At 44.3% G+C, this 20,298-nt stretch carries 17 protein-coding genes and 1 tRNA gene; 14 read left to right on the top strand and 4 right to left on the bottom strand.

Going from position 1 to position 20,298, the window contains the following annotated elements; all coding sequences use genetic code 11:
• Positions 1-5 precede the first annotated feature (5 nt).
• From AC5ZC7_RS16825 to AC5ZC7_RS16785, 9 genes are read left to right on the top strand one after another with little or no spacing between them, the layout of a single operon-like run.
• Positions 6-932 (top strand): polysaccharide pyruvyl transferase family protein, encoded by a 927-nt coding sequence (locus AC5ZC7_RS16825; protein ID WP_496157750.1) that lies wholly within the window; start codon positions 6-8, stop codon positions 930-932.
• A gap of 3 nt (positions 933-935) precedes the next feature.
• The gene (locus tag AC5ZC7_RS16820; protein ID WP_496157751.1) at positions 936-2,294 is read left to right on the top strand and encodes a hypothetical protein; all 1,359 of its coding nucleotides are present in this window, start codon (positions 936-938) and stop codon (positions 2,292-2,294) included.
• Entirely contained in the window at positions 2,291-3,367 is a 1,077-nt protein-coding gene (locus AC5ZC7_RS16815) for a glycosyltransferase (protein WP_496157752.1), read from the top strand. Before AC5ZC7_RS16820 ends, AC5ZC7_RS16815 begins: the two co-directional genes overlap by 4 nt.
• A gap of 9 nt (positions 3,368-3,376) precedes the next feature.
• The gene (locus AC5ZC7_RS16810) at positions 3,377-4,507 is read left to right on the top strand and encodes an XrtY-associated glycosyltransferase XYAG1 (protein WP_496157753.1); all 1,131 of its coding nucleotides are present in this window, start codon (positions 3,377-3,379) and stop codon (positions 4,505-4,507) included.
• Positions 4,508-5,413 (top strand): glycosyltransferase, encoded by a 906-nt coding sequence (locus AC5ZC7_RS16805; protein ID WP_496157754.1) that lies wholly within the window; start codon positions 4,508-4,510, stop codon positions 5,411-5,413. It begins immediately after the preceding gene.
• 6 nt (positions 5,414-5,419) lie between these two features.
• The gene (locus AC5ZC7_RS16800; protein WP_496157755.1) at positions 5,420-6,001 is read left to right on the top strand and encodes a WcaF family extracellular polysaccharide biosynthesis acetyltransferase; all 582 of its coding nucleotides are present in this window, start codon (positions 5,420-5,422) and stop codon (positions 5,999-6,001) included.
• Complete coding sequence (locus AC5ZC7_RS16795; RefSeq protein ID WP_496157756.1) at positions 5,998-7,431, top strand: capsule assembly Wzi family protein; 1,434 nt, start codon at positions 5,998-6,000, stop codon at positions 7,429-7,431. The genes AC5ZC7_RS16800 and AC5ZC7_RS16795 overlap by 4 nt, the downstream gene beginning before the upstream one ends.
• An 18-nt stretch (positions 7,432-7,449) precedes the next feature.
• Positions 7,450-8,673 (top strand): WcaI family glycosyltransferase, encoded by a 1,224-nt coding sequence (locus AC5ZC7_RS16790; RefSeq protein ID WP_496157757.1) that lies wholly within the window; start codon positions 7,450-7,452, stop codon positions 8,671-8,673.
• A gap of 30 nt (positions 8,674-8,703) precedes the next feature.
• Positions 8,704-10,089, top strand: coding sequence for an undecaprenyl-phosphate glucose phosphotransferase (locus AC5ZC7_RS16785; RefSeq protein ID WP_496157758.1), 1,386 nt, complete (start codon positions 8,704-8,706; stop codon positions 10,087-10,089).
• Between the two features lie 114 nt (positions 10,090-10,203).
• On the opposite strand, the gene AC5ZC7_RS16780 is transcribed toward AC5ZC7_RS16785, so the two are convergent.
• The 4 genes from AC5ZC7_RS16780 to AC5ZC7_RS16765 form a co-directional block, all read right to left on the bottom strand.
• The gene (locus tag AC5ZC7_RS16780) at positions 10,204-13,437 is read right to left on the bottom strand and encodes a protein O-mannosyl-transferase family (protein ID WP_496157759.1); all 3,234 of its coding nucleotides are present in this window, start codon (positions 13,435-13,437) and stop codon (positions 10,204-10,206) included.
• Between the two features lie 171 nt (positions 13,438-13,608).
• Positions 13,609-13,902 carry an antibiotic biosynthesis monooxygenase gene (locus AC5ZC7_RS16775; protein ID WP_496157760.1) on the bottom strand — a complete coding sequence of 98 codons (294 nt, stop codon included), beginning with the start codon at positions 13,900-13,902 and terminating at the stop codon, positions 13,609-13,611.
• Positions 13,899-14,726, bottom strand: coding sequence for an SAM-dependent chlorinase/fluorinase (locus AC5ZC7_RS16770; protein ID WP_496157761.1), 828 nt, complete (start codon positions 14,724-14,726; stop codon positions 13,899-13,901). Before AC5ZC7_RS16770 ends, AC5ZC7_RS16775 begins: the two co-directional genes overlap by 4 nt.
• 214 nt (positions 14,727-14,940) lie before the next feature.
• On the bottom strand, positions 14,941-15,753 hold the full coding sequence (locus AC5ZC7_RS16765) for an SDR family oxidoreductase (protein WP_496157762.1): 813 nt from the start codon (positions 15,751-15,753) through the stop codon (positions 14,941-14,943).
• Positions 15,754-15,933: 180 nt separating this feature from the next.
• On the opposite strand from AC5ZC7_RS16765, the gene AC5ZC7_RS16760 reads away from it, so the two are divergent.
• From AC5ZC7_RS16760 to AC5ZC7_RS16740, 5 genes are all read left to right on the top strand, one after another.
• A tRNA-Lys gene (locus tag AC5ZC7_RS16760) sits at positions 15,934-16,006 on the top strand.
• Positions 16,007-16,320: 314 nt separating this feature from the next.
• Positions 16,321-16,881 (top strand): phage integrase SAM-like domain-containing protein, encoded by a 561-nt coding sequence (locus AC5ZC7_RS16755; RefSeq protein ID WP_496157763.1) that lies wholly within the window; start codon positions 16,321-16,323, stop codon positions 16,879-16,881.
• A gap of 110 nt (positions 16,882-16,991) precedes the next feature.
• A complete protein-coding gene (locus AC5ZC7_RS16750) occupies positions 16,992-17,591 on the top strand; it encodes a hypothetical protein (RefSeq protein ID WP_496157764.1) in 600 nt (199 codons plus the stop codon).
• A 1,697-nt stretch (positions 17,592-19,288) separates the two neighbouring features.
• Positions 19,289-19,450, top strand: a complete 162-nt coding sequence (locus tag AC5ZC7_RS16745; RefSeq protein WP_496157765.1) for a hypothetical protein — start codon at positions 19,289-19,291, stop codon at positions 19,448-19,450.
• Between the two features lie 308 nt (positions 19,451-19,758).
• On the top strand, positions 19,759-20,247 hold the full coding sequence (locus AC5ZC7_RS16740; protein WP_496157766.1) for a hypothetical protein: 489 nt from the start codon (positions 19,759-19,761) through the stop codon (positions 20,245-20,247).
• Positions 20,248-20,298: the final 51 nt, after the last annotated feature.

Below are 20,298 nucleotides of genomic sequence, written 5' to 3'. Positions count from 1 at the left end.
GCACTGTGAACTATGTATATTATAAAGATCCGAAAGGTAATTTCGGCGATGACCTGAACGGATGGCTGTGGCCCAGGTTATTTGGAGAAGGCAATGTAACAGATCCGGATGTATTCCTGGGTATAGGCTCTATTTTGTTTGATGCGTCACCCTTGTTTCGCGACCTCTCAAACAAACGAAAAATTGTATTTGGTACAGGTGTCAGACCCGCATACACCACTTTTCGTCTTGATAGTAGCTGGGATATCCGCTTTCTGCGGGGGCCTTTGTCTGCCTATGCCTTCAATAACCAGTTTCCCTATGTGGCAGATGCAGCCTATGCAATCCGCCAGCTGCCGGAATTTAACCAATTGCTGTCGGTGAAGAAAAAGTACAAGGTTAGCGTCATCCCCTATTTTAAATCCGTGCCTTATTTCAATTGGGAAAGCCTCTGTGACAGATTGGGTTTCCATTATATTTCACCGAGGTCTGAAAAAGGGGTGGAGCATACCTTACAGGAAATTGCTGCATCACAGTTTGTGATTGCGGAGGCGATGCATGGCGCTATACTGGCCGATGCCCTGCGGGTACCCTGGCACCGGCTGGTACTGTCTACTCCACATACCGAAGGCAGCGGCGTATCTGAGTTTAAATGGATGGATTGGCAGGCGGCCATTCATCTATATAATATCAACGCCACCCCCGTGAAATTATACCGCAAATCATTTTTGCATCAGAAAATAAAAATGCTCTCTGGCAACCGTATCAGCGCTGAGTTCCTGGCGCCGGATATTGTTAAAGCAGAGCTGTTGAATACACTGCAGGACATTACAGAATTTTATTTATCGGAAGAAGATGTGATACGGCGTATTGACAATAAGATCTACGACCAGGCTTTTTTGCTGCGTAAAGAGAAAAGCCTGGATGCTTCATCCTTCATTACAACACATTAAGTTATGCAACAGGAATTTATATTATCAGCAGGAGAAGGCGATTTCTTTTTTGGTTTTCATGACCTGGTCGCCTGGAACGCTGCAGGCGATAAGTTACTGGCGCTGCAATCACCGGATATTACGGTGCCCCCGGACCCCCGCGTGCCCTGTAATATAGGTTATTTTGATGCTGCGCAGCAATTCCATCAGCTGGGCGATACCTATGCCTATAATTATCCGCAGGGCGCCCGGCAGCAGTGGATTGGTGATACCGATACTTTCATTGTAAACGATCGTGTAGGGGATAAGTGGGGCGCCAGGATTTATGATGCCAGTGTAGACAGATGTGTGTCAACACTACATTTGCCTGCACATGTAATCACAGACGATGGCATGGCATTCGGAATTGACTATGCACGACTCTTTCGCGTAGGTGGATATGGTTATACCGGACTTCCTGATAAGCAGGCGCATCTCCATGCGCCTGTGGATTCCGGCATTATAAAACATAATGTATATACCGGTGAACAGGCATTGCTGCTTTCTATTTCAGCCGTAGCCAATTACAAAATGAATCCTTCGCTGGGACAGCATCATTACATCACACATTTGCTGCTGAATCCATTGCAAAACAGGCTTGCATTTTTACACCGGTATAAACTGAAAGACGGAGGTGAAACTACCCGGCTGATGACCATCAGTACAGACGGCAATGACCTGCGCTGCCTGGCCACTGGTTTTCTCAGCCATTTCGACTGGAAAGACGACACGCATATTGCCATCTGGGGTAGAACAGGGAGTAATATTGAAAAGCTGCGCGGTTCCCTGCTGTATAAAATAATGCCCGCCGGCTTAATATCGAAGGGGAAAAAAGTACTGAAGAAATTATTGTACACGCGTACGCAGGGTGCGCAGGCGGTAGCGCCTTTTAACTGGATGTTGTTGCCGGACGTGGATAACAGCACAGCTTCCCTGTTGGCCAGGGATATTATTACGGAAGATGGACATCCTATGTTTTGCCCGGCCAACCGTGACTGGATGATTTGTGATACTTATCCCAATGAACAGGGCATCCGGACGTTGTTTCTTTTCCAGTACAGTACACAGCAGAAAACTACGTTGGGTACTTACCGTATGATTGATACCAAACCGGATCTTCAGCTGGTGAATCCTTTACTGGAGGGAGTAGATGAAGGCGTGTTGAAAGCTTTTTCCCTGGAACAAATGGCTTTTACCCGCAGCGGGTTACACTGTGATCTGCATCCCCGCTGGAAGCGGGATGGTAGCCTGGTAGCTTTCGATTCCATTCACGATGGCCGCCGGCTGATCTATGGATATGATGTGAGTAGTATTGTTCACGCAGATAAAAATGTGTTGGTATGATAGCTATTCTGCAGCCTTTGGTGCCACATTACAGGGAGCATTTCTTTAACCGTTTGCAGGAGCAGGCGCCATTTGATCTGTATTGTTATGATGGAGCCGATGCGCTGAAAAAGCAAAACATGTCCGCCGGCAGTACTGCGGTGAAGCCATTACCGGCTTGGAGCGTGGGCCCGTTTGTGTTATATAACCCGTTACGTTTTTTCAATCGCAATTATAAGGTGCTGGTGCTGATGCTCAATTTTGCACACTTGTCTACCTGGATGATCCTGTTACTAAAGCCTTTGTTGAAGCAAAAAGTAATCCTCTGGGGACACGGTATTTCTGTGAAAAGATATGTACAGGAAGAACAACAGCCCAGCCGTTTACTGAAATGGATGATGCAACTGGCGGATGCCACCTGGTTTTATACGGCAAAAGAAATGGAGCTGTGGCGGCAGGTAATGCCGGATATGAATGCGGTAGCCTTGAATAATACTATTTCAGAAGTAGAGAAAATTATGCTGCAACCGGCACCGGATAAGGCATTGCTACAGGAAAAGTACCAAATTCATGCACGCCGGGTATTGATTTATTGTGCCCGGTTTAATGAAACAGGAAGACGTATTGATCTGCTGCTGAATCTGATAGCAGAAACCGATCCGGCTGATTTTGCCTTTATTATTATCGGGGAAGGTAAGTACAAACCGGACTTCAGTGCCTATACGCATGTACGCGACTTTGGCGCAGTATACGACCCGGCGGTTAAGCAGGAGCTGTTTGGCCTGGCGGACCTTTATTTTCAGCCAGGATGGATAGGATTGTCTGCCGTGGAGGCCATGGCCTATGGTAAGCCGGTATGTACTTTTAAACGCACGGAGGAAGTGCTGCAATGCGTGGAATACAGCTATATCCGTGATGGTTACAACGGGTTGATATTTGAAAATATGGACGAGTGCTTATACCTGCTGGATAATCTCTCTGAAGAGCAGATTGCGGAGATGGGGGAACACGCCAGGTTGTTTGTAAAGGAACACCTGACCATGACCGCAATGGTGGATAGTGCCCTGCACTCACTGCATGCAATGAATCATTAATATCCGATTATGAAGATACTTTTTATTGTTCCTTCTTATAAGCCGGCATACGTATACGGCGGCCCTATTGTGGTGATAGCGCGGTTAGCAGAGCAACTTGTGCAGATGGGACATGGTGTGGAAGTATACACCACCACCGCCAACGGAGGGCAGGAGCTGGATATAGATGCTAATACCACCCGGATAATGGATGGTGTTAGGGTGACGTATTTTAAACGTATCACCGGCGATCATACGCATGTATCGCCTGCTTTGTGGAAAGCAGTATGGCATAATGCGGGGCAGTTTGATAAAGTTCATATCCATTCGTGGTGGAACTTCCTGGTACTGGGCGCTTCTTTTATCCTAAAGTGGAAGAAGATGAAGCCGTTGCTATCGCCGCACGGCATGTTTTGCGACTATGTATTAACCGCCCGGAATAACCGTAGTAAGCAGTTGCTTCATACGGTGATGGGTAAACGTTTATTGCGCAACACTTACCTCCATGTATCTTCCGAACTGGAATGGAAGGAATGCCAGCAGGTGAACAACGGATGGGAGGGCGGAAAGGTGTTTAACCTGGTAGAATTACCTGCGGGCAGCTATACCCGTACTGATAATGATGTTTTTACGATTAGTTTTCTTTCCCGGGTTGATCCGAAGAAAGGGCTGGACTTGCTGATACGGGCGCTTTCCCGGGTATCGTTTAAATACCGGCTGCTGATTGCCGGTTCAGGAGATAACGCTTATGTACAGACGTTAAAAGAATTAATTGCTTCATTAGGGATGGATAATAACGTCGAATGGGCAGGTTGGAAAGGGAGCGAGGATAAATTTCATTTTCTCGCTGCCACCGACCTTTTTGCGCTGACTTCCCGCAATGAGAATTTCGCCATTGTGGTGATAGAGTCCCTGTTTGTGGGAACACCTGTGCTTATCAGCGACCAGGTGGGGCTGGCGGCATATGTAAAAGAGCATGATATGGGCTGGGTAACCAGTATTGAAAGGGTGGACGCCATTGGGGATCAGCTGACAGCGGCTTACCGGGATAAGGCACGGCGACAAGAGATCAGCCGGAAAGCGCCTGCACAGATCCGGTCTGATTTTGATGCGGTCACACTGGCATCTTCTTATGTACAACTTTACGAAAAATGTAACTAAATGGAACTGGCTGTAGTGATACTCACTTTTAATGAATCGATACACTTGTCGCGTTGCCTGGAAAATCTCCGGCAGGTAACAGATAAGATTTACGTGGTAGATGCTTTTTCTACGGATAATACAGTGGCTATCGCGGAAAGCTTTGGCGCAAAGGTATTTCAGCGCAAATGGGTCAACTATGCAGGTCAGTTTCAGTGGGCGTTGGAGCATTGTGGTATCAACACGCCCTGGGTAATGAGAATGGATGCAGATGAGTACCTGGAGGATGGCCTGTTAAAGGAAATAAATACGCGCATGCAGGAGATTCCGGCGTCTATAACTGGTATCTATATACGTAGAAAGGTGTTGTTCAAAGGCAAATGGATACGTTATGGTGGATTTTACCCGCATACGTTACTGAGGATATGGCGTAATGGTCTGGGAAGCATAGAGCAGCGCTGGATGGATGAGCATATTGTGTTGTCGGAAGGTACTACCATGCTGTTTAAAGAGCATATTGTGGACGATAATCTAAATTCTATTCATTGGTGGGTGAACAAACATAACAACTATGCGATAAGGGAAATGGTGGATTTGTTGAATATACGATATGGGTTCTGGAAAACTGATCAGCGGTTGCTGAAAGCAGAGGGCTCGCAGGCAAAGCGTAAGCGGTTCCTGAAAGAGAAAGTATATGCTGCTTTGTCGCCCGGCGCCCGTGCATCTATGTACTTCCTGTTCCGCTATGTGCTGCGTTACGGTTTCCTGGATGGGTATAAGGGTTTTCTGTTTCACTTCATGCAGGGATATTGGTATCGTTTACTCGTGGACGTTAATGTACAGGAATTTCAACAGAAGTTACGCGGCAATGAAAGCAGGGAAGATATTATGGCTTTGTTGAAACAGGATTATAACATTCATATCTGATATTTTATGAAAACCAATCTTGCAGCTTTTAATACCGGTGACTATTATGCCGGTCCCAGGTGGAAAGTGCTGGCCTGGTACTTTTGTAATTACTATATTCTGTATAGTGTATTCCCATGGCCATTTGCGCTGAAACGTGGATTGTTGCGGCTCTTCGGCGCCCGTATAGGCAAAGGGCTGGTTATTAAAACAAGGGTACGGATCAAATATCCGTGGCGGTTAACGATCGGTGACCATTGTTGGTTGGGGGAAGATGTTTGGATAGATAACCTGGCAGATGTTACCATAGAGGACCATGTATGTATTTCGCAGGGCGCCCTGTTGCTGACAGGTAACCATGATTACAAGCAGCCTGATTTTCCTTACCGGCTGGGAGAAATACATATAGCATCAGGGGCCTGGATAGGCGCTATGGCAGTAGTTTGTGCCGGTGTAACCTGTGGCTCGCATGCGGTACTCACTGTTAACGCGGTGGCATCAAAAGACCTGGCGCCCTGGTTGATTTATTCCGGTAATCCTGCCGTAGCAGTGCGTAAGCGGGAAATGACAGGAGCGCCGGTGAAAGTTCTAAATACAGCGGCTATATGAAAAAGAAATGCTGGATGATATGGTTAGTGTTTGTGTGTACCAACGTATCAGCACAACACGGGTTTACAGATTCACTGGAACTACATGCGGGCGCCGTGGGTACGGTGGCGGGTAAGGAGTATCAGCCACTATGGCTGCTGTCCAACAAGTTTGGCACTATCAGCGACCGTAAAGGAGATGCCGCCATCCATGTGGGTTTCAGTAACCAGCAGGTATGGCAAAATAAATTTTATGTGAAGTATGGACTGGATGTGCACAACAACAATCATTTTGGGAACACTTTTATAGAGCAGGGCTATGTAAAAGGTGGTTATAAAAACTGGGAAATCAGGGCGGGGCGATATGAAGAAATCATCGGGGAAGTAGACAAAGATTTGAGTAGTGGCTCTATGGGGATCAGCGGCAATGCGCTGCCTATACCCAAAATAGGGATTGCGGTAACCTCCTACACCAATGTACCATTTACAAATGGCTGGGTACAGTTCAAAGGCTTGCTGAGCCATGGCTGGATGGGGAAAGACCAGTTCATTAAAGATGCATATCTGCATGAAAAGAATTTTTATCTCCGGATAGGAAAAAACAAACTGAAGTTATTTGGCGGCATACAGCATTACGCGGTATGGGGCGGCAGCCGTAAAGACTTACCCGCCATAACCAGCAACTGGCAAGGGTTTATGGACGTACTGCTGGTGAAAACAAAAGATGATGGTACCGTAGGAAATACGAATATACAGCCTAACCGGCCGGGGGATCACCGCGGCATTATTGAAGGCGGTATTGACTGGGAGGATGAACGGCTGGCATTGCGCCTGTATAATCAAACTCCTTTTGAATCGGGGCAGGGTATTGATATCCGGAATATTGACCGGTTGATTGGCGTAGCCTATACTAACAAGAAGACAGGCCGCTGGCTGGAGAAGATCACAGCAGAGTTTATCTATACCAAACAGTCGAATGATTTCTTTTTGCTGCGGTTGCGCGAAAGCTATTATAATAACGGCGTATACCTGACCGGATGGGACTATCACGAACGTATTGTAGGTACACCTTTGTTCATTGACCGTAACAGGGGGCAGCAGTACTTCCCGAGTATGAAGCCTATGGACTGGGATGCGCCTAAAGATTCGCTCCGCGGGCGGGGTGGAAACATTATCAATAACCGGGTAACAGGCGTGCATATCGGGTTGATTTATCATCTCACAAAAAGAATAACGGGCAAAACATTGGTCACCTATACACAGAACTATGGCACTTATACCAACCCGGCACTTTTTACGCCAATGAAGAAGCAGTGGTATACGTTGGAAGAGCTGCGTTATGGCCTGCCGGAAAGGAGTATTGTGATTACTGCGGCCGTGGCGGCAGATTGGGGAGATCTTACAAGTAATATAGGATTTATGATGGGGGTATTGTGGACCTGGAAGAAGTAAAATTTAAATATAACGTATATGGGTAAACGAATATTACTGATAGGCGGCAATTTTTCACCGGAGCCAACAGGTATTGGAAAATATAATGGTGAAATGATCAACTGGCTGGCAGGTAACGGGTACGAGTGTACGGTAATTACTACCTATCCTTACTACCCGCAGTGGGCGGTGCAGCCGCCTTACAACCGCGCAAAGAACTGGTATAAGAAAGAGGTCAAAGAAAATGTGACCGTTTACAGATGCCCACAGTATGTGCCGGCTACACCATCCGGTAAGAAGCGCATGCTGCAGGATGCTTCTTTCGCTGTTGCTGCCTTCCTGAAAGTAATGCAACTGATATGGCATAAGAAGTTTGATGTGGTCATCACGGTGGCGCCACCATTTCACCTGGGATTACTGGCGGTGTTATATAAGCAATTGCGGGGGGCCACATTTGTATATCATGTGCAGGACCTGCAAATAGAGGCAGCCCGCGACTTACAGATGATTAAGTCCAAACGGCTGATCAATTGGCTGCTGAAACTGGAGAAGGCTATTTTGCGCCGGGCAGATCATGTGAGCAGTATCGCTGATGGCATGATCCGGAAAATAAGTAATAAAACCGGGGGAGAAGTATTGCTTTTCCCCAATTGGGTAGATGTTGCACAATTTTATCCGCTAAGGGATAAAGGTGCGCTGAAGGAGGCTTTTGGCTTTACAGCCACCGATAAAATTGTGTTGTATTCCGGTGCTATCGGAGAAAAGCAGGGCCTGGAAGCATTACTGCATGCGGCGGCTGCCTGGCAGCACCATCCGGAGATCCGCTTCCTGATCTGTGGCTCGGGGCCTTACAAAGCAAAGCTGGAGCAGCTGGCAGCGCAACTGCAATTGAAAAATACGGTGTTCCTGCCGCTACAACCCGCAGCGGAGTTCAATAATTTCCTGAATATGGCCGATGTACACCTGGTGATACAAAAGGCGCATGCCAGCGATCTGGTAATGCCTTCCAAACTTACCACCATACTGGCCGTAGGAGGAATTGCACTGATCACCGCCAATAGCGGCACCGGTTTGCATGAACTGGTGAGCCAGTATAACATGGGTATCCTGGTAGATGCAGAAAACCAGGAAGCTCTGCAAACCGGCATTGGCAGGGCCGTGTGGGATAATACCGCAGAAATTGCCAGTAACGCGCGTGCCTACGCCGCTGCCCACCTTTCTATTTCGGGCGTCATGACACGTTTTAAAGAGCAGGTGGCATAACCCTTTTTTTGATCAACCATATCTATTTCTATGCTGAACCGATATCTTAAAATTTGCAGTATCCAGTTGATTGCGCTGGATTTTATTTGTTTAAATCTAATGTTTTTCCTTTGCAGCTCATGGTTACAGCGCTATGATCGCATGCAGGATATTAACGTGGATCTTTTCCTGGTAGTATCCAATCTTTCCTGGATGGTAGCCCTATATACGACAGGTATTTATTTTCTCAGTCAACAGTTGTCCTTTGACCGCATTGCACGCAAAACCGTGCAGAGTATCCTGTTATACCTGCTGTTACTGTTATTGTCCTTATTTCTTTCCAAACAATTATACTCGCGTTTATTTATTTTCATTTACTGCACCGGGTTTATAGCCATGGTATTGTTAGGGCGCTGGATCTTTTACCGGGTAACCAGTCATATCCTGCACCGGGCGGGTGTAGAAAAGAAAGTGGTGATACTGGGCTATAATGAGTTGTCCAAGGAGCTGGCCAATAAACTACTGGAAGATAACAGTAACCTGAAATTTGAAGGCTATTTTGAAGAATCCGCCAATGTGCATGAGTTGTCGTATTACCCGGTGATCGGCAACCTGGAGGCCTGCGTACCCTATGCGCAATCCAATAATATCCGCGAAATATACTCTACGTTGTCGCCGGAGAAGTTTCCTTATCTCTATACATTGGCGCGGGAAGCAGAATTGAACCTGATCCATTTCCGGTTTGTGCCGGATTTCAAATTGTTCGTTAACAGGCAGATCTTTGTAGATTACTTCAATAATATCCCCATCATTTCCCTACGTGCGGAGCCGCTGGATGATATTGCCAACCGGATTCGCAAGCGGGTGTTTGATATTGTATTCAGCAGCCTGGTGATCCTGTTTATATTAACCTGGCTGATCCCCTTACTGGCGTTACTGATTAAGCTGGAGTCCAAAGGCCCTGTGTTTTTTATACAGTACCGCACCGGTCGTAATAACCTGAACTTCCCCTGCCTGAAATTACGGAGTATGTATGTAAACGGGGAGGCTAACTCCAAACAGGCTACGCGGCATGATAGCCGTTTTACGCGGATAGGGCGTATTCTTCGTAAAACCAACCTGGATGAAATGCCGCAGTTCCTTAATGTATGGATGGGAGATATGTCGATTGTAGGGCCCCGGCCTCATATGCTGCGACATACAGAAGAATTTTCACGGGTAATACAACAGTATATGATCCGTCATTTCCTGAAGCCCGGTATTACAGGCTGGGCGCAGGTAAGCGGGCTACGTGGTGAAATTACGGAAGAATCGCACCTGCGTAAAAGAATTGAACACGATATCTGGTACATGGAAAACTGGTCGGTGTACCTGGATCTGCGGATTATATTTTTAACGATCCGGAATACGGTTAAAGGAGATGACAATGCCTTCTGATGGCTGATTATTTTTCTACCAGGAACGTGGCTAAAAGGGTGGGGGCGTAAAATGGAAAGAGGCTGCATCATTTATTTATGATGCAGCCTCTTTTTTATTGTCAGGGTGACCAGCTTATTTGGAAGTATCGCTTGCAGCAGGTACTGCATTGGAATCTTCGGTATTCATTTGTATCACGCCTTCTTTATTTCTTTTAGCGCCGTTTACGCCATAGTCAGCTTTCATTTGGTGCAGCCACTGAACAAACTGCTGTGCATTCTGACCATCACGTTGTAAGTCGTTGGTCATTTTGCTGGCAGGCAGTTGTGCATAGTAGCGCAGCTGTTGTTCGCAATCCCTGATCACTTTATCTGCCAGTTCATCCGCTCTTTTTGCATCACCTGCGATGTAATAAGCGTAGATAGTCTGGATAGAAGTGTAGTTGTGCATGTTACCTGGTGTAGTCATGGCATAAGGGAAGTTGGTTTCTAGTATACCTTTATCCATGTAGCGTAACACGTTCAGGGCGCTGTCTTTAGACATACCGTTCTGTGTCATTGCCACAGACAGTTTAGTGAATGCCTGACGGAGGTACATGATCATTTTCCTGTTAGGCTCATCGAAGTAGGTACCGCGGGTTTGTGCGCCACCGAATTCAAATTTGTGCATCAGGTTATCATACATCACGCCTACGTTGGCATTGATATCCATACCTAACGGATCTGGAGTGGATTGCTTAGGCAATGGCACCAGGTGATAGGTCAGACCATCTGTTTGCATGTATTCATTCAGGCCAAGATCAGTAGGGCTGGTAAAGTAGATAGGTCTTTTCCAGTTGTTGGCAGCAATGATATCATATACAGCGAGGTCATTTTTCAGCAGGTAGTTCTTGTTTATTTTGAAAGGCATGGAAGGTAAGATCTTCGCACTGTCTTTCGCCGCTACCACACCGTTGGTGAGTACCGCCTGTTTGTCTACCGGAATGTACAGTTGACGGGTAGGGAGGAAGTTTTCCGCACCACCATCCTGTGTAGTCACTTTGCTGTTAGGATCATCGCTTCCCATGAAGTTCATGATTTCTATCAGGTTGAAGGACTTGTTGGCAGGGATGTTACCCGGATCAAAGAAGCGGATATAGTTGCGGGTTTCGCCCTGGTATTTATCGGCAGACCAGGTCATTGGAATGGCAGGGCTTTCGTTTACGGCTCTGCGCATCTGATCAATGTACCAATCTACCCCGAGGAGGCTCAGGTTAATTACCCTGATATCCGGACGGATATGTTCTACTTCCTGTGCGTACCACAGCGGGTAAGTATCGTTATCCCCTACGGTAAACAGGATGGCATTTTTCTGACAGGATTCGAGGTAGTCTTTTGCTACGTCTCTTGCTACGTATTTGGTAGAACGGTCGTGGTCATCCCATTCCTGGAAGGCCATCAGTACCGGTACAGCGAGCAGGCAGATAGCGGTAGCCAGTGCAGGCGTCATCGCGCTCTTTATTTTCTTTGCCAGGAAGCTGTAAACTGCCAGCACACCTAAACCTATCCAGATAGCATATGCGTAGAAAGAGCCTACATAAGCGTAGTCACGTTCACGTGGTTGGTTACCGGGTTGGTTCAGGTAAATGACAATGGCAAATCCTGTGAAGAAGAACAGCAGGGATACGATGAGGGTATCTTTCCTATGATTATTATATTGGAAGAAGAAGCCCAGTAATCCGAGGATGAATGGCAGGAAGAACAGGGTATTATGTGCTTTGTTGTCTTTCAGACTGTCTGGCATCATGCCCTGGTCGCCATAAATCAGGTTATCGATGAATGGAATACCGGAAATCCAGTTACCGTCCCGTACGTTACCGTAACCCTGGGTATCGTTTTGTTTACCTACGAAGTTCCACATGAAGTAGCGGAAGTACATAAAGTTCACCTGGTATTGGAGGAAGAACTTCACGTTATCGCCCAGTCCTGGTTTTTCGCCCTGCTGTAATCCCAGCCAGGACTTATAGAAATCGGCGTGTCCCTGATCGTTGCTGGCATCCCATACACGAGGGAACAGCATCATATCTTCCGGAGCATATACGGGTTCCATTCTTTTACCGGAAACCATATATTTTTTCTCGCCACGGGCGTAGATGTTACCACCTTCTTTATATTCAGTAGGACGGGCAGTGAATACCTGGCCATAAATCAGCGGGAAGTCGCCGTATTGCTCACGACCGAGGTAACCTACCAGGGAAATCGGGTTATCTACATTGTACATATCTACTGAAGGATTGGCAGTAGAACGTACCATGGTAGTAATATAAGTGGAGTAACCCAGCAGCATGAACAGCACGAACATGATCGTGAGGCGGCTGAAATGGGTAGCTTTAGCGAAATCTGTTTTAATACCCACCACTTTCATGAGGTAAGGAATGGCTACAAAGAACGCTGCCAGTATGAATTTGAAGAAGATAACGGCACCACTGGCATCATTAAATGCAGGTACCAGGATAACGGTTGCAATCACGATGAAAGGTGCATAGAGGCCGAATTTCGGCTTTTTGTAACCAATCAGCAGGATGGCTATGATCAGCACGAAATAGAAGATAAATCCTGAGAAGTATCCCATTCCGAGGCTATTTACGAAGAATACGTCCATATAACCGGAAGCTTTCACGGTATCCTGGATCAGGTATTTTTGTACGAGGCCGGTGATACCGCAACCTGCTACAAAAGCCCAGAAAGTACCCCAACCGGTGGGTTTGAAGCGTCTGAAGTAGTACACCATTACCATAGCCGGGATGGTAAGGAGGTTGAGGAGATGGACACCGATAGAGAGACCCAGCAGGTAACCGATTAATACGATCCAGCGGTCTGCATAGGGTTCATCGGCTTCATGTTCCCATTTCAGGATCGCCCAGAATACGATGGCGGTAAAGAAAGAGGACATACCATATACTTCACCTTCCACGGCGGAAAACCAGAATGAATCGGAAAAAGTGTAAGCCAATGCACCTACGATACCAGCACCCATGATAGCGATCATTTTCTCGCGGGAAATTTCTTCCCCGGCTTTCACCATCAGGCGGCGTGCGAAGTGGGTGATTGTCCAGAACAGGAACAAAATAGTGAAACCACTGGCCAGGGCTGTCATGGTATTTACGCCCAATGCAGCCTGAGATGGTTTCAGGAACATACTAAACAATCTTCCAAGCAACACGAACAATGGCGCTCCTGGCGGATGCGGGATCTGTACTTTATAAGCACTTGAAATAAACTCGCCGCAGTCCCACAAGCTGCCTGTAGCTTCCATCGTTTTAATGTAAACAAAGCAGGCAATGATGCAAATGACCCAGCCGACCATGTTGTTGGTCCTTTTAAAATTCATAAGGTTGTTTTAAGGTCCGACAAAAATATAAAAAACAGCAAATTATGCTAATCTGGTGAACAGTTTTAACTTTTTGTAAATAACTTTTTGGCTGTTAGCCTTGGGCTACCGGCTTTTAAGCGCCCGTTTTGGATTGGCGGGGACATTAAAAAGGTATTAAACTTCAGCGATTTAGAGGCTAACGGCTGTTTGAACCGTCCAGGCAGCGGGTTTTCCGTTGAAAAGGACTTTAGTGGCTGCCCAGGTTTCGCGGAACAGGTCGGAGGCCCGGTAGTTTTCCAGTGCAGCTTCAGATTCCCACTGACTGAAAGTAAACCAGGTGTTGCCGGAAGCGGGATGTTCCCATAGTTCGAGGTGCATACATCCGGGGAAATGGCGGATCAGCAGCTGTTGTTGTGTGAAGAGGGCCCGGAAAGTGTCTACTTTTTCCGGGTCAAATTCCATTTTAACGATACGGTTAATCATTGAAAAATTATTCTTACAGTTTGGTAGTATGACAGTTGCTGGAAGCCGGTAGGATGTGTGAGCTGGTCTCTCCGGAAGCCCTGGAGGCCAAAGAGTCCGGCCGCATTTCCTTTATTGATGGCGATTTCCAGGTATCCGGCGGCGTTAAAAAGGGCCAGTTTGGTCCCTTCGGCTACATCGGCGTAGGTTTCGCTGATCTGGCTGATTACTTCATCGCGGCGGAAGAAGATCCGGAAGCGACGGTTTTTGCGTTGCATGTCGAACTGCTGGCGGGTAATATTTACCACCACGTTCTCGAAGCTATCTATATGAATGATTTGTCCTTCTATGAAATCGTCGCCCACCAGCGGTTGCAGGTTGTTTTTCACATGGATCTGCTGGGTGAGTGGGCCCAGTTCTCCCAATGCCCTGCCACGACTCAGTTCCCTGGCCACCGTGGCCAGTAGTTGTATGATGGTGAAGGTGTTTTTAGGTGCATCTGCCGGTAAAGGTATTTTAATCACCTTCTCCGGCATACCTCCGGCAATCATGGTCAGCAGGCCATTATCGGCGCAACCTATATATTGCCCGTTATGTTCCGCCACCAGCACATGATCCGGGCGCCTGTCGAATAAATTAATCAGGACAAAGTGGAAAGTCCCCAGCGGGAAGTACGCAAAAGCGCTTTTACAGATGTAAGTAGCCTGTGGTAAGTTGAAAGGACTGATATGGTGGGTGATGTCCGTAACATGACATTCCGGGCAGTATTGCCAGAGCTGCCCCTTAATGGCACCTACCAGGTAGTCCTGCATCCCTATGTCTGATGTTAATGTTATGATGGACATGCCAGAATATCTAAATCCAATTCTCTAAGTTCAAAATCTCGTCCTCACTATTGCTTTCTCACCTTCAACATGGCAAATAAGTGTGCGCTTTCCTTTCAAAAAAGATGCCATGGGGGTTATGCGAGCTAAACTTACTGCAAATAAAGACAAAAAACCCGAGGCGATCGTTTTTTAAGCAGAATTTTTTCACACTAACGTTAACGACTACAGTGAATTACTGCAAAGGTGAACCTGGTTCTTTTTTAAAGTGATTAAATACCAGGCCATCCAAAACACCCGGCAACAGTTTGCTCAACAATACCGTCAGTTTACCCTGTCCAGTTAATACCAGCGTGCGTTTGCGCTTCGCAATCGCCTTCGCAATAGCTACCGCCACCGCCTCCGCCGACATCAGCTTACCCTCGTCCAACGGCGTTTCACTCTGTGATTCCCCCTTCGGATTCAAGGCCGTATTACGGATATTAGAAGACGTAAACCCGGGACATACCCACATCACGTTAACGCCTGTATGTAAATTCTCTGTCCGCAGCGCTTCCATAAAGCCCTGCATCGCAAACTTCGACGCCGAATATCCCGTGCGACCCGGCAGACCCCTATACCCCGCAATAGAAGATACCCCCACAATGGTGCCCTTGTTTTTTAAGATAGAGTCGAAGGCAAACTTGGTACAATATACCGTGCCCCAGAAATTAATATCCATCAGCGACTTCAACACCTTCACATCCAAATCCCTGAACAAAGCCCGCATAGATATACCTGCGTTATTAATCAATATATCTATCTTCCCGAACTTCGCGATCGTACTTTCAATAAATGCTTTGCAGTCGGCCTCTACGCTTACATCTGCAACAAAAGTATACAGTGCTTTGTTATTTAATTCCAGCTGTAGGGCATCCAGGGCATTTTGCTTTCTGCCACATACCGCTACGTTAGCACCGTGGGTCAGTAGTTCGGCCGCCAGGGCTTTACCGATTCCTGAGGATCCACCGGTGATGACAACCGTTTTGTTTTGAAAGTATGAGTTCATGGGTATATTTTAAGCTGCACAAAAATAGGCGAGAAGATGATAGGAATGACATTTTATTTTACAAAGATGTATACGTGGGATTTGTGGTAATGCTTAGTGGTGGTGGATTTGAAGGTTTTTTGAAGAAAAATTTGGCAGTAAAAAAAATATTATTACTTTTGCAATCGCTTAACAGCAAAGGATTCCGTAGCTCAGTTGGTAGAGCAATACACTTTTAATGTATGGGTCCTGGGTTCGAGTCCCAGCGGGATCACTACTAAATCATCAAAGGAAATTAAAGCCGCTTAAATCGTAGGATTTATGCGGCTTTTCTGTTTTTGGTATGAAAAGATAAATCATATCAAACGAATCTGAAAGGATACAAAAAAGGATACACAAAAAAAATCTAAGTTTAGTGTATCCTTTTTTCTGGTAGATGCTTATCAGTAAAGGGTTTTAGGACTTGCAAACCGAAACAAAACAAACCAAACAAAACCAAAAATCGGTAACCTAAAACTTGTTTGACTATGAAAGTAAGTCAAGATTTATCAATCCTCTTTCATCTCCGGTACAGCAACATGAACCCTGATGGTAAGGCGACCATCTGCGTCCGTATTACAGTTACGGGCTTTCCCCGGGGATGGTTTTTCACTGGGCTATAAAGTTGACCCCGCAAAATTCCACAAAGAATCCGGTACCGTTACTGGGAGGTCGGCAGAAGCTATTGAAATTAATAATCATCTTCTGCATATCAGAAGTAAATTGCTCCGACACTACAACCTGCTGAAAAAACACGGAGAAACAGTTACGCCAGCCATAATAAAAAATGCGCACCTGGGTGTTAAGCAGGAAAAGCAAACCCTATTGCAGGTTGTAGACTTCAACAATGAAAAATCTAAAGAGAAAGTCGATAAAGAGAAACGGAAAGGGAGTACCTATAAAAAATGTGTCACCACAAAGGATAAGATCATTACCTATCTGTCACACGTCTTTAAATTAAAAGACATTCCGCTGGATAGAATCGACTTTGCTTTTGCTGAGGATTTCTATGACTACCTTACACTCACTAAAGGACTCCAGGACAATAGCGCCATGAAATACCTGAAAAATACAAAGCAGCTATTAAAGCTGGCGGTTCAGCGGAAGTGATCTCTTTTCTTTCAATAGCAGGGTTGGTAGCGTGTTTTTTTACTAAATTAGGTTACTGTATAAAATCGATACTAGTTAGTCTGGCAAGAGGTAATAAAAATAAGTATAGGATGAGAAAATGTTTTGAATGCGGAGAGCCTGCAGAGCACAACCATCATGTTATTCCTCAAGTGTTAGGGGGAAAGAAAACTATTCCACTATGTGCAAAACATCATGGATTAGTGCATAATCTCAAGAGTTTTGAACGTGCTGATGGGCATTCGGAAAACACAAAAAGAGGACATGATAAAAATAGGGTTTTGGACATGTTCATTCTCTTTCAGATATTATATATTTATGAAATTCAAGAAGATGTTCATATGATAAAAAAAGCAGCTCAAAGTCATTTTAACATTGAGTATACTGAACAAAATATCAAAACATTACTGGTCCGACTTAATGAAGTAGACGATAAGTATTTGTGTTTTCTTTTTGATAGGTATATAGATTCGGACTTATCTCATCTATGGAATGAGGAGGATTTTGAATTATATACTGACCTGAAATTTAATAGAATTGCCATTTTGGCAAAGGAACTCGAAAGTAAAAATGGCCAGATGGACTTGTTTATAAATGCTAGAATAAAAGAGACCCTTGATGAAATAAGAAAAGAATTTGTTCAAATAAAGAGCAGTAAAGAATATATTTCAGAACGGATATGCTATAGGTAAAGACTATTTAACATTAATAGCAAATCGAAGAAAAACTGCTTCTGCAGTTTTTCTTGTAACGAAGTAGCGGGTAGCGTCACTACCGTTCAGGGAGCTTGTACAGGCGGACTGATCGGGATGACCTGCCAACGAGCCTAGTTACAGTAGTTACAGATGGAGGGGGCCGTATTACGACAGCTTTTCCGAGCAACTTTAAAAAGGAAATGGTATGAGTACCAAACTAAAGATCAGTAAGGAACTGGAAAAGCAGTTTAATGAATTTCTGGAATACCACCCTGCAAAACGTGTCAATCATAGTCTATGAGAGGTTTTCAAGAACTATGCGTCCTATTCTTTAAACGTTGTTCCGCTCAATATGGAAGAAATTATTTGGGACATGCAAAGCCTGATCGAACTATTTGATATGGCGGAGGATGAAACAAAGGACTGGCCGGAGAAATGAATTTTGAATGCGAAGCATGAGAATTTAAGGGTTTGGGTATTACCAAAACATAGCTGACTATACTATTTCACCTCCTTAAGTGTTTGAAGATGTTGGTCAGTTATCGATGTATAGGATTGCTCTTAGGATAATCACTTTAAGCCCTGTATATTACTGATGTTAAGACGTAAATTTATTTTACTTAACTTTCGATTAACAGTGGTTATGTGTTTTTATCGGTCATTTGTATTATTAAATATTAAAATAACACATATGGCTGATCATCGCGTTAATATTCAGTTGCCGGAAACAGAATTGGGAAGGGCTGATACAATCCTAAAAGTTAAGAAAGATAATAAACTACTAGGGACAATTCATATCTCCCACGGAGCATTTGAATATCGGCCAAGTGGTTGGGCGGAAAAGAATAGAATTAAAATAAACTGGAAGGACTTTCATGATCTAATTGTGAGTACAAATAGGTAGATGTAAATTTTCGACATATAGTATCATTTGTACGTGGGAGATCTGATTTATTTATTGTCAGTCAAATATTAATTTCCCCTTTTTAGTAATGATTGTGTACATTATATTTTCTCTTATTTTCGCACTTTTACCTAACACTATTCCTGACAATAACGGTTACACGTAATCAGGTTAGCATTACGGTTAGCAATAAACGCTCACCACTATCAAACACATATATATTCTACAAGACATTACGAAGATACGTGCTACTCCCAAGGGGATCACTGAATAGTTTCAAAGCCTGCGCTAGTCGCCGGCTTTGTTGTTTTGGCCTATTTGTTAGTCTATCAAAGTGGGAATTCGCGATTCGTAGGTACTTAGTTTTATTTGGGTTGACCTGTCATTATAAAGGTACTTTATCTTGAACATTTAATTAACACAGGGAGATTATTTCTTTTAAACAAGAAAAAGCAAAGTTCCCATGTTACTTGCCTTCGGCATGCAATTGCCTGATGAGTTGTTCTAGTTCTAGAACTCGTTCAGCTTTAATTACATATCCAATACCGGTGTATACAGGAGTTACATATGTAATTTTTGTGAAGGGTCGACAGCCAATGTTAACTCAAAATGATGAAGATCAGCAAAAAATTCTTAATTAGATAATTGCTATTAATACATTCTTTATTCTCGTATAATCTCTATCAATCTATTCGATTATTGCTCATATTTATTACGATATTTGTATATTACAATAGCAAGCCCTTATTTCAAAACATCTATGAAATGATTTACCTCAAAATAAACGATAATGTTATCTCATTACATTAAAGAATTTAAAGAAAAAGAATCTGCTGAGATATTTGCCAGAGAAGCTAAAAGCTCAAGAATCGCAGCATGGGTTTCTGTTGTGGTGGCAATTGTGGCAACCATTGCTGCGACAATTTCATTATTTAAATCGTGGTTTTCATGAACTGTCTGAAAATGCCCCAATTAACAAATCTCCAGATAATAGTTAATTGCGACTGGACACCGATAATGATCATGTGTTATATAGATTATGAAAAATGCTTCACTTATTTTATGGTTAACATTAGGTGGATATTTATTAAAACCAGAAGCTTGCTATTATCAACTAATGTCTTCCATAAATAGTGACTAGTTTTTTCCTGATCAGTTTTTAATCATCAAGAATATGAAATTCGGCACCCGCTTTTTAAAGAAGTTCGTATGTAGATCTTAAACTACTTTCCAAAATACAAATTACAAAAATTATTAAGAATGGAATTATTGCAACATGAATTTACTACCGCCCCTAAAGGTTCATATTTAAGCAATGTTGGGCTACTAGTTAAAGAATTACGGCATTACCGCGAGAGTGTCTCTATAGAGGAATTTAAATCAGCATTGCCAGGTCTTAAAAGGTTAGAAAGGCAACTGCAGGAATTCGATGACGCTATAGGGCTTGAGGGAAGAAACTATATAGACGAAATAATGGCGGAGTTACAACAAGAAGCGGAGATAGAAGATAAACTAATGACGGATATTGAAAGATTTTCTAAAACGATAGTATACACTATATTCCATAAAGAATTTGTAATAAAGGAATTTTCCTACGATTTTCGGAATATAGAAGCTGTAAAATGGTTGGAGTTTTATGGTTATAGAGACGAACAGTTAATAGATGAAAGATTAAATGTTGTGAAAGATATTTTTCGATCTGTATGTTCAATGTATAGCGTAATTTTTATCGATAGCACCTTAACTTAAGGTGCGGTAGGTAGAAGGGGCTGTCAAGTTTAAATAGGCCTTGATGACAAA

It is taken from the genome of Chitinophaga sp. 9-1-y (assembly GCF_059511905.2).
Note: the sequence above shows the minus strand (reverse complement) of the source record. Positions and strands in the feature narration are given on the sequence as shown.

What these genes read in the sequence shown, in the direction of transcription:
- AC5ZC7_RS16740 (WP_496157766.1), top strand. Translation starts at nt 19,759, where the DNA reads ATGGAATTATTGCAACATGAATTTACTACCGCCCCTAAAGGTTCATAT.
- AC5ZC7_RS16750 (WP_496157764.1), top strand. Translation starts at nt 16,992, where the DNA reads ATGAGAAAATGTTTTGAATGCGGAGAGCCTGCAGAGCACAACCATCAT.
- AC5ZC7_RS16790 (WP_496157757.1), top strand. Translation starts at nt 7,450, where the DNA reads ATGGGTAAACGAATATTACTGATAGGCGGCAATTTTTCACCGGAGCCA.
- AC5ZC7_RS16765 (WP_496157762.1), bottom strand. Translation starts at nt 15,753, where the DNA reads ATGAACTCATACTTTCAAAACAAAACGGTTGTCATCACCGGTGGATCC.
- AC5ZC7_RS16780 (WP_496157759.1), bottom strand. Translation starts at nt 13,437, where the DNA reads ATGAATTTTAAAAGGACCAACAACATGGTCGGCTGGGTCATTTGCATC.
- AC5ZC7_RS16770 (WP_496157761.1), bottom strand. Translation starts at nt 14,726, where the DNA reads ATGTCCATCATAACATTAACATCAGACATAGGGATGCAGGACTACCTG.
- AC5ZC7_RS16815 (WP_496157752.1), top strand. Translation starts at nt 2,291, where the DNA reads ATGATAGCTATTCTGCAGCCTTTGGTGCCACATTACAGGGAGCATTTC.
- AC5ZC7_RS16785 (WP_496157758.1), top strand. Translation starts at nt 8,704, where the DNA reads ATGCTGAACCGATATCTTAAAATTTGCAGTATCCAGTTGATTGCGCTG.
- AC5ZC7_RS16805 (WP_496157754.1), top strand. Translation starts at nt 4,508, where the DNA reads ATGGAACTGGCTGTAGTGATACTCACTTTTAATGAATCGATACACTTG.
- AC5ZC7_RS16755 (WP_496157763.1), top strand. Translation starts at nt 16,321, where the DNA reads ATGGTAAGGCGACCATCTGCGTCCGTATTACAGTTACGGGCTTTCCCC.
- AC5ZC7_RS16820 (WP_496157751.1), top strand. Translation starts at nt 936, where the DNA reads ATGCAACAGGAATTTATATTATCAGCAGGAGAAGGCGATTTCTTTTTT.
- AC5ZC7_RS16800 (WP_496157755.1), top strand. Translation starts at nt 5,420, where the DNA reads ATGAAAACCAATCTTGCAGCTTTTAATACCGGTGACTATTATGCCGGT.
- AC5ZC7_RS16745 (WP_496157765.1), top strand. Translation starts at nt 19,289, where the DNA reads ATGTTATCTCATTACATTAAAGAATTTAAAGAAAAAGAATCTGCTGAG.
- AC5ZC7_RS16795 (WP_496157756.1), top strand. Translation starts at nt 5,998, where the DNA reads ATGAAAAAGAAATGCTGGATGATATGGTTAGTGTTTGTGTGTACCAAC.
- AC5ZC7_RS16810 (WP_496157753.1), top strand. Translation starts at nt 3,377, where the DNA reads ATGAAGATACTTTTTATTGTTCCTTCTTATAAGCCGGCATACGTATAC.
- AC5ZC7_RS16775 (WP_496157760.1), bottom strand. Translation starts at nt 13,902, where the DNA reads ATGATTAACCGTATCGTTAAAATGGAATTTGACCCGGAAAAAGTAGAC.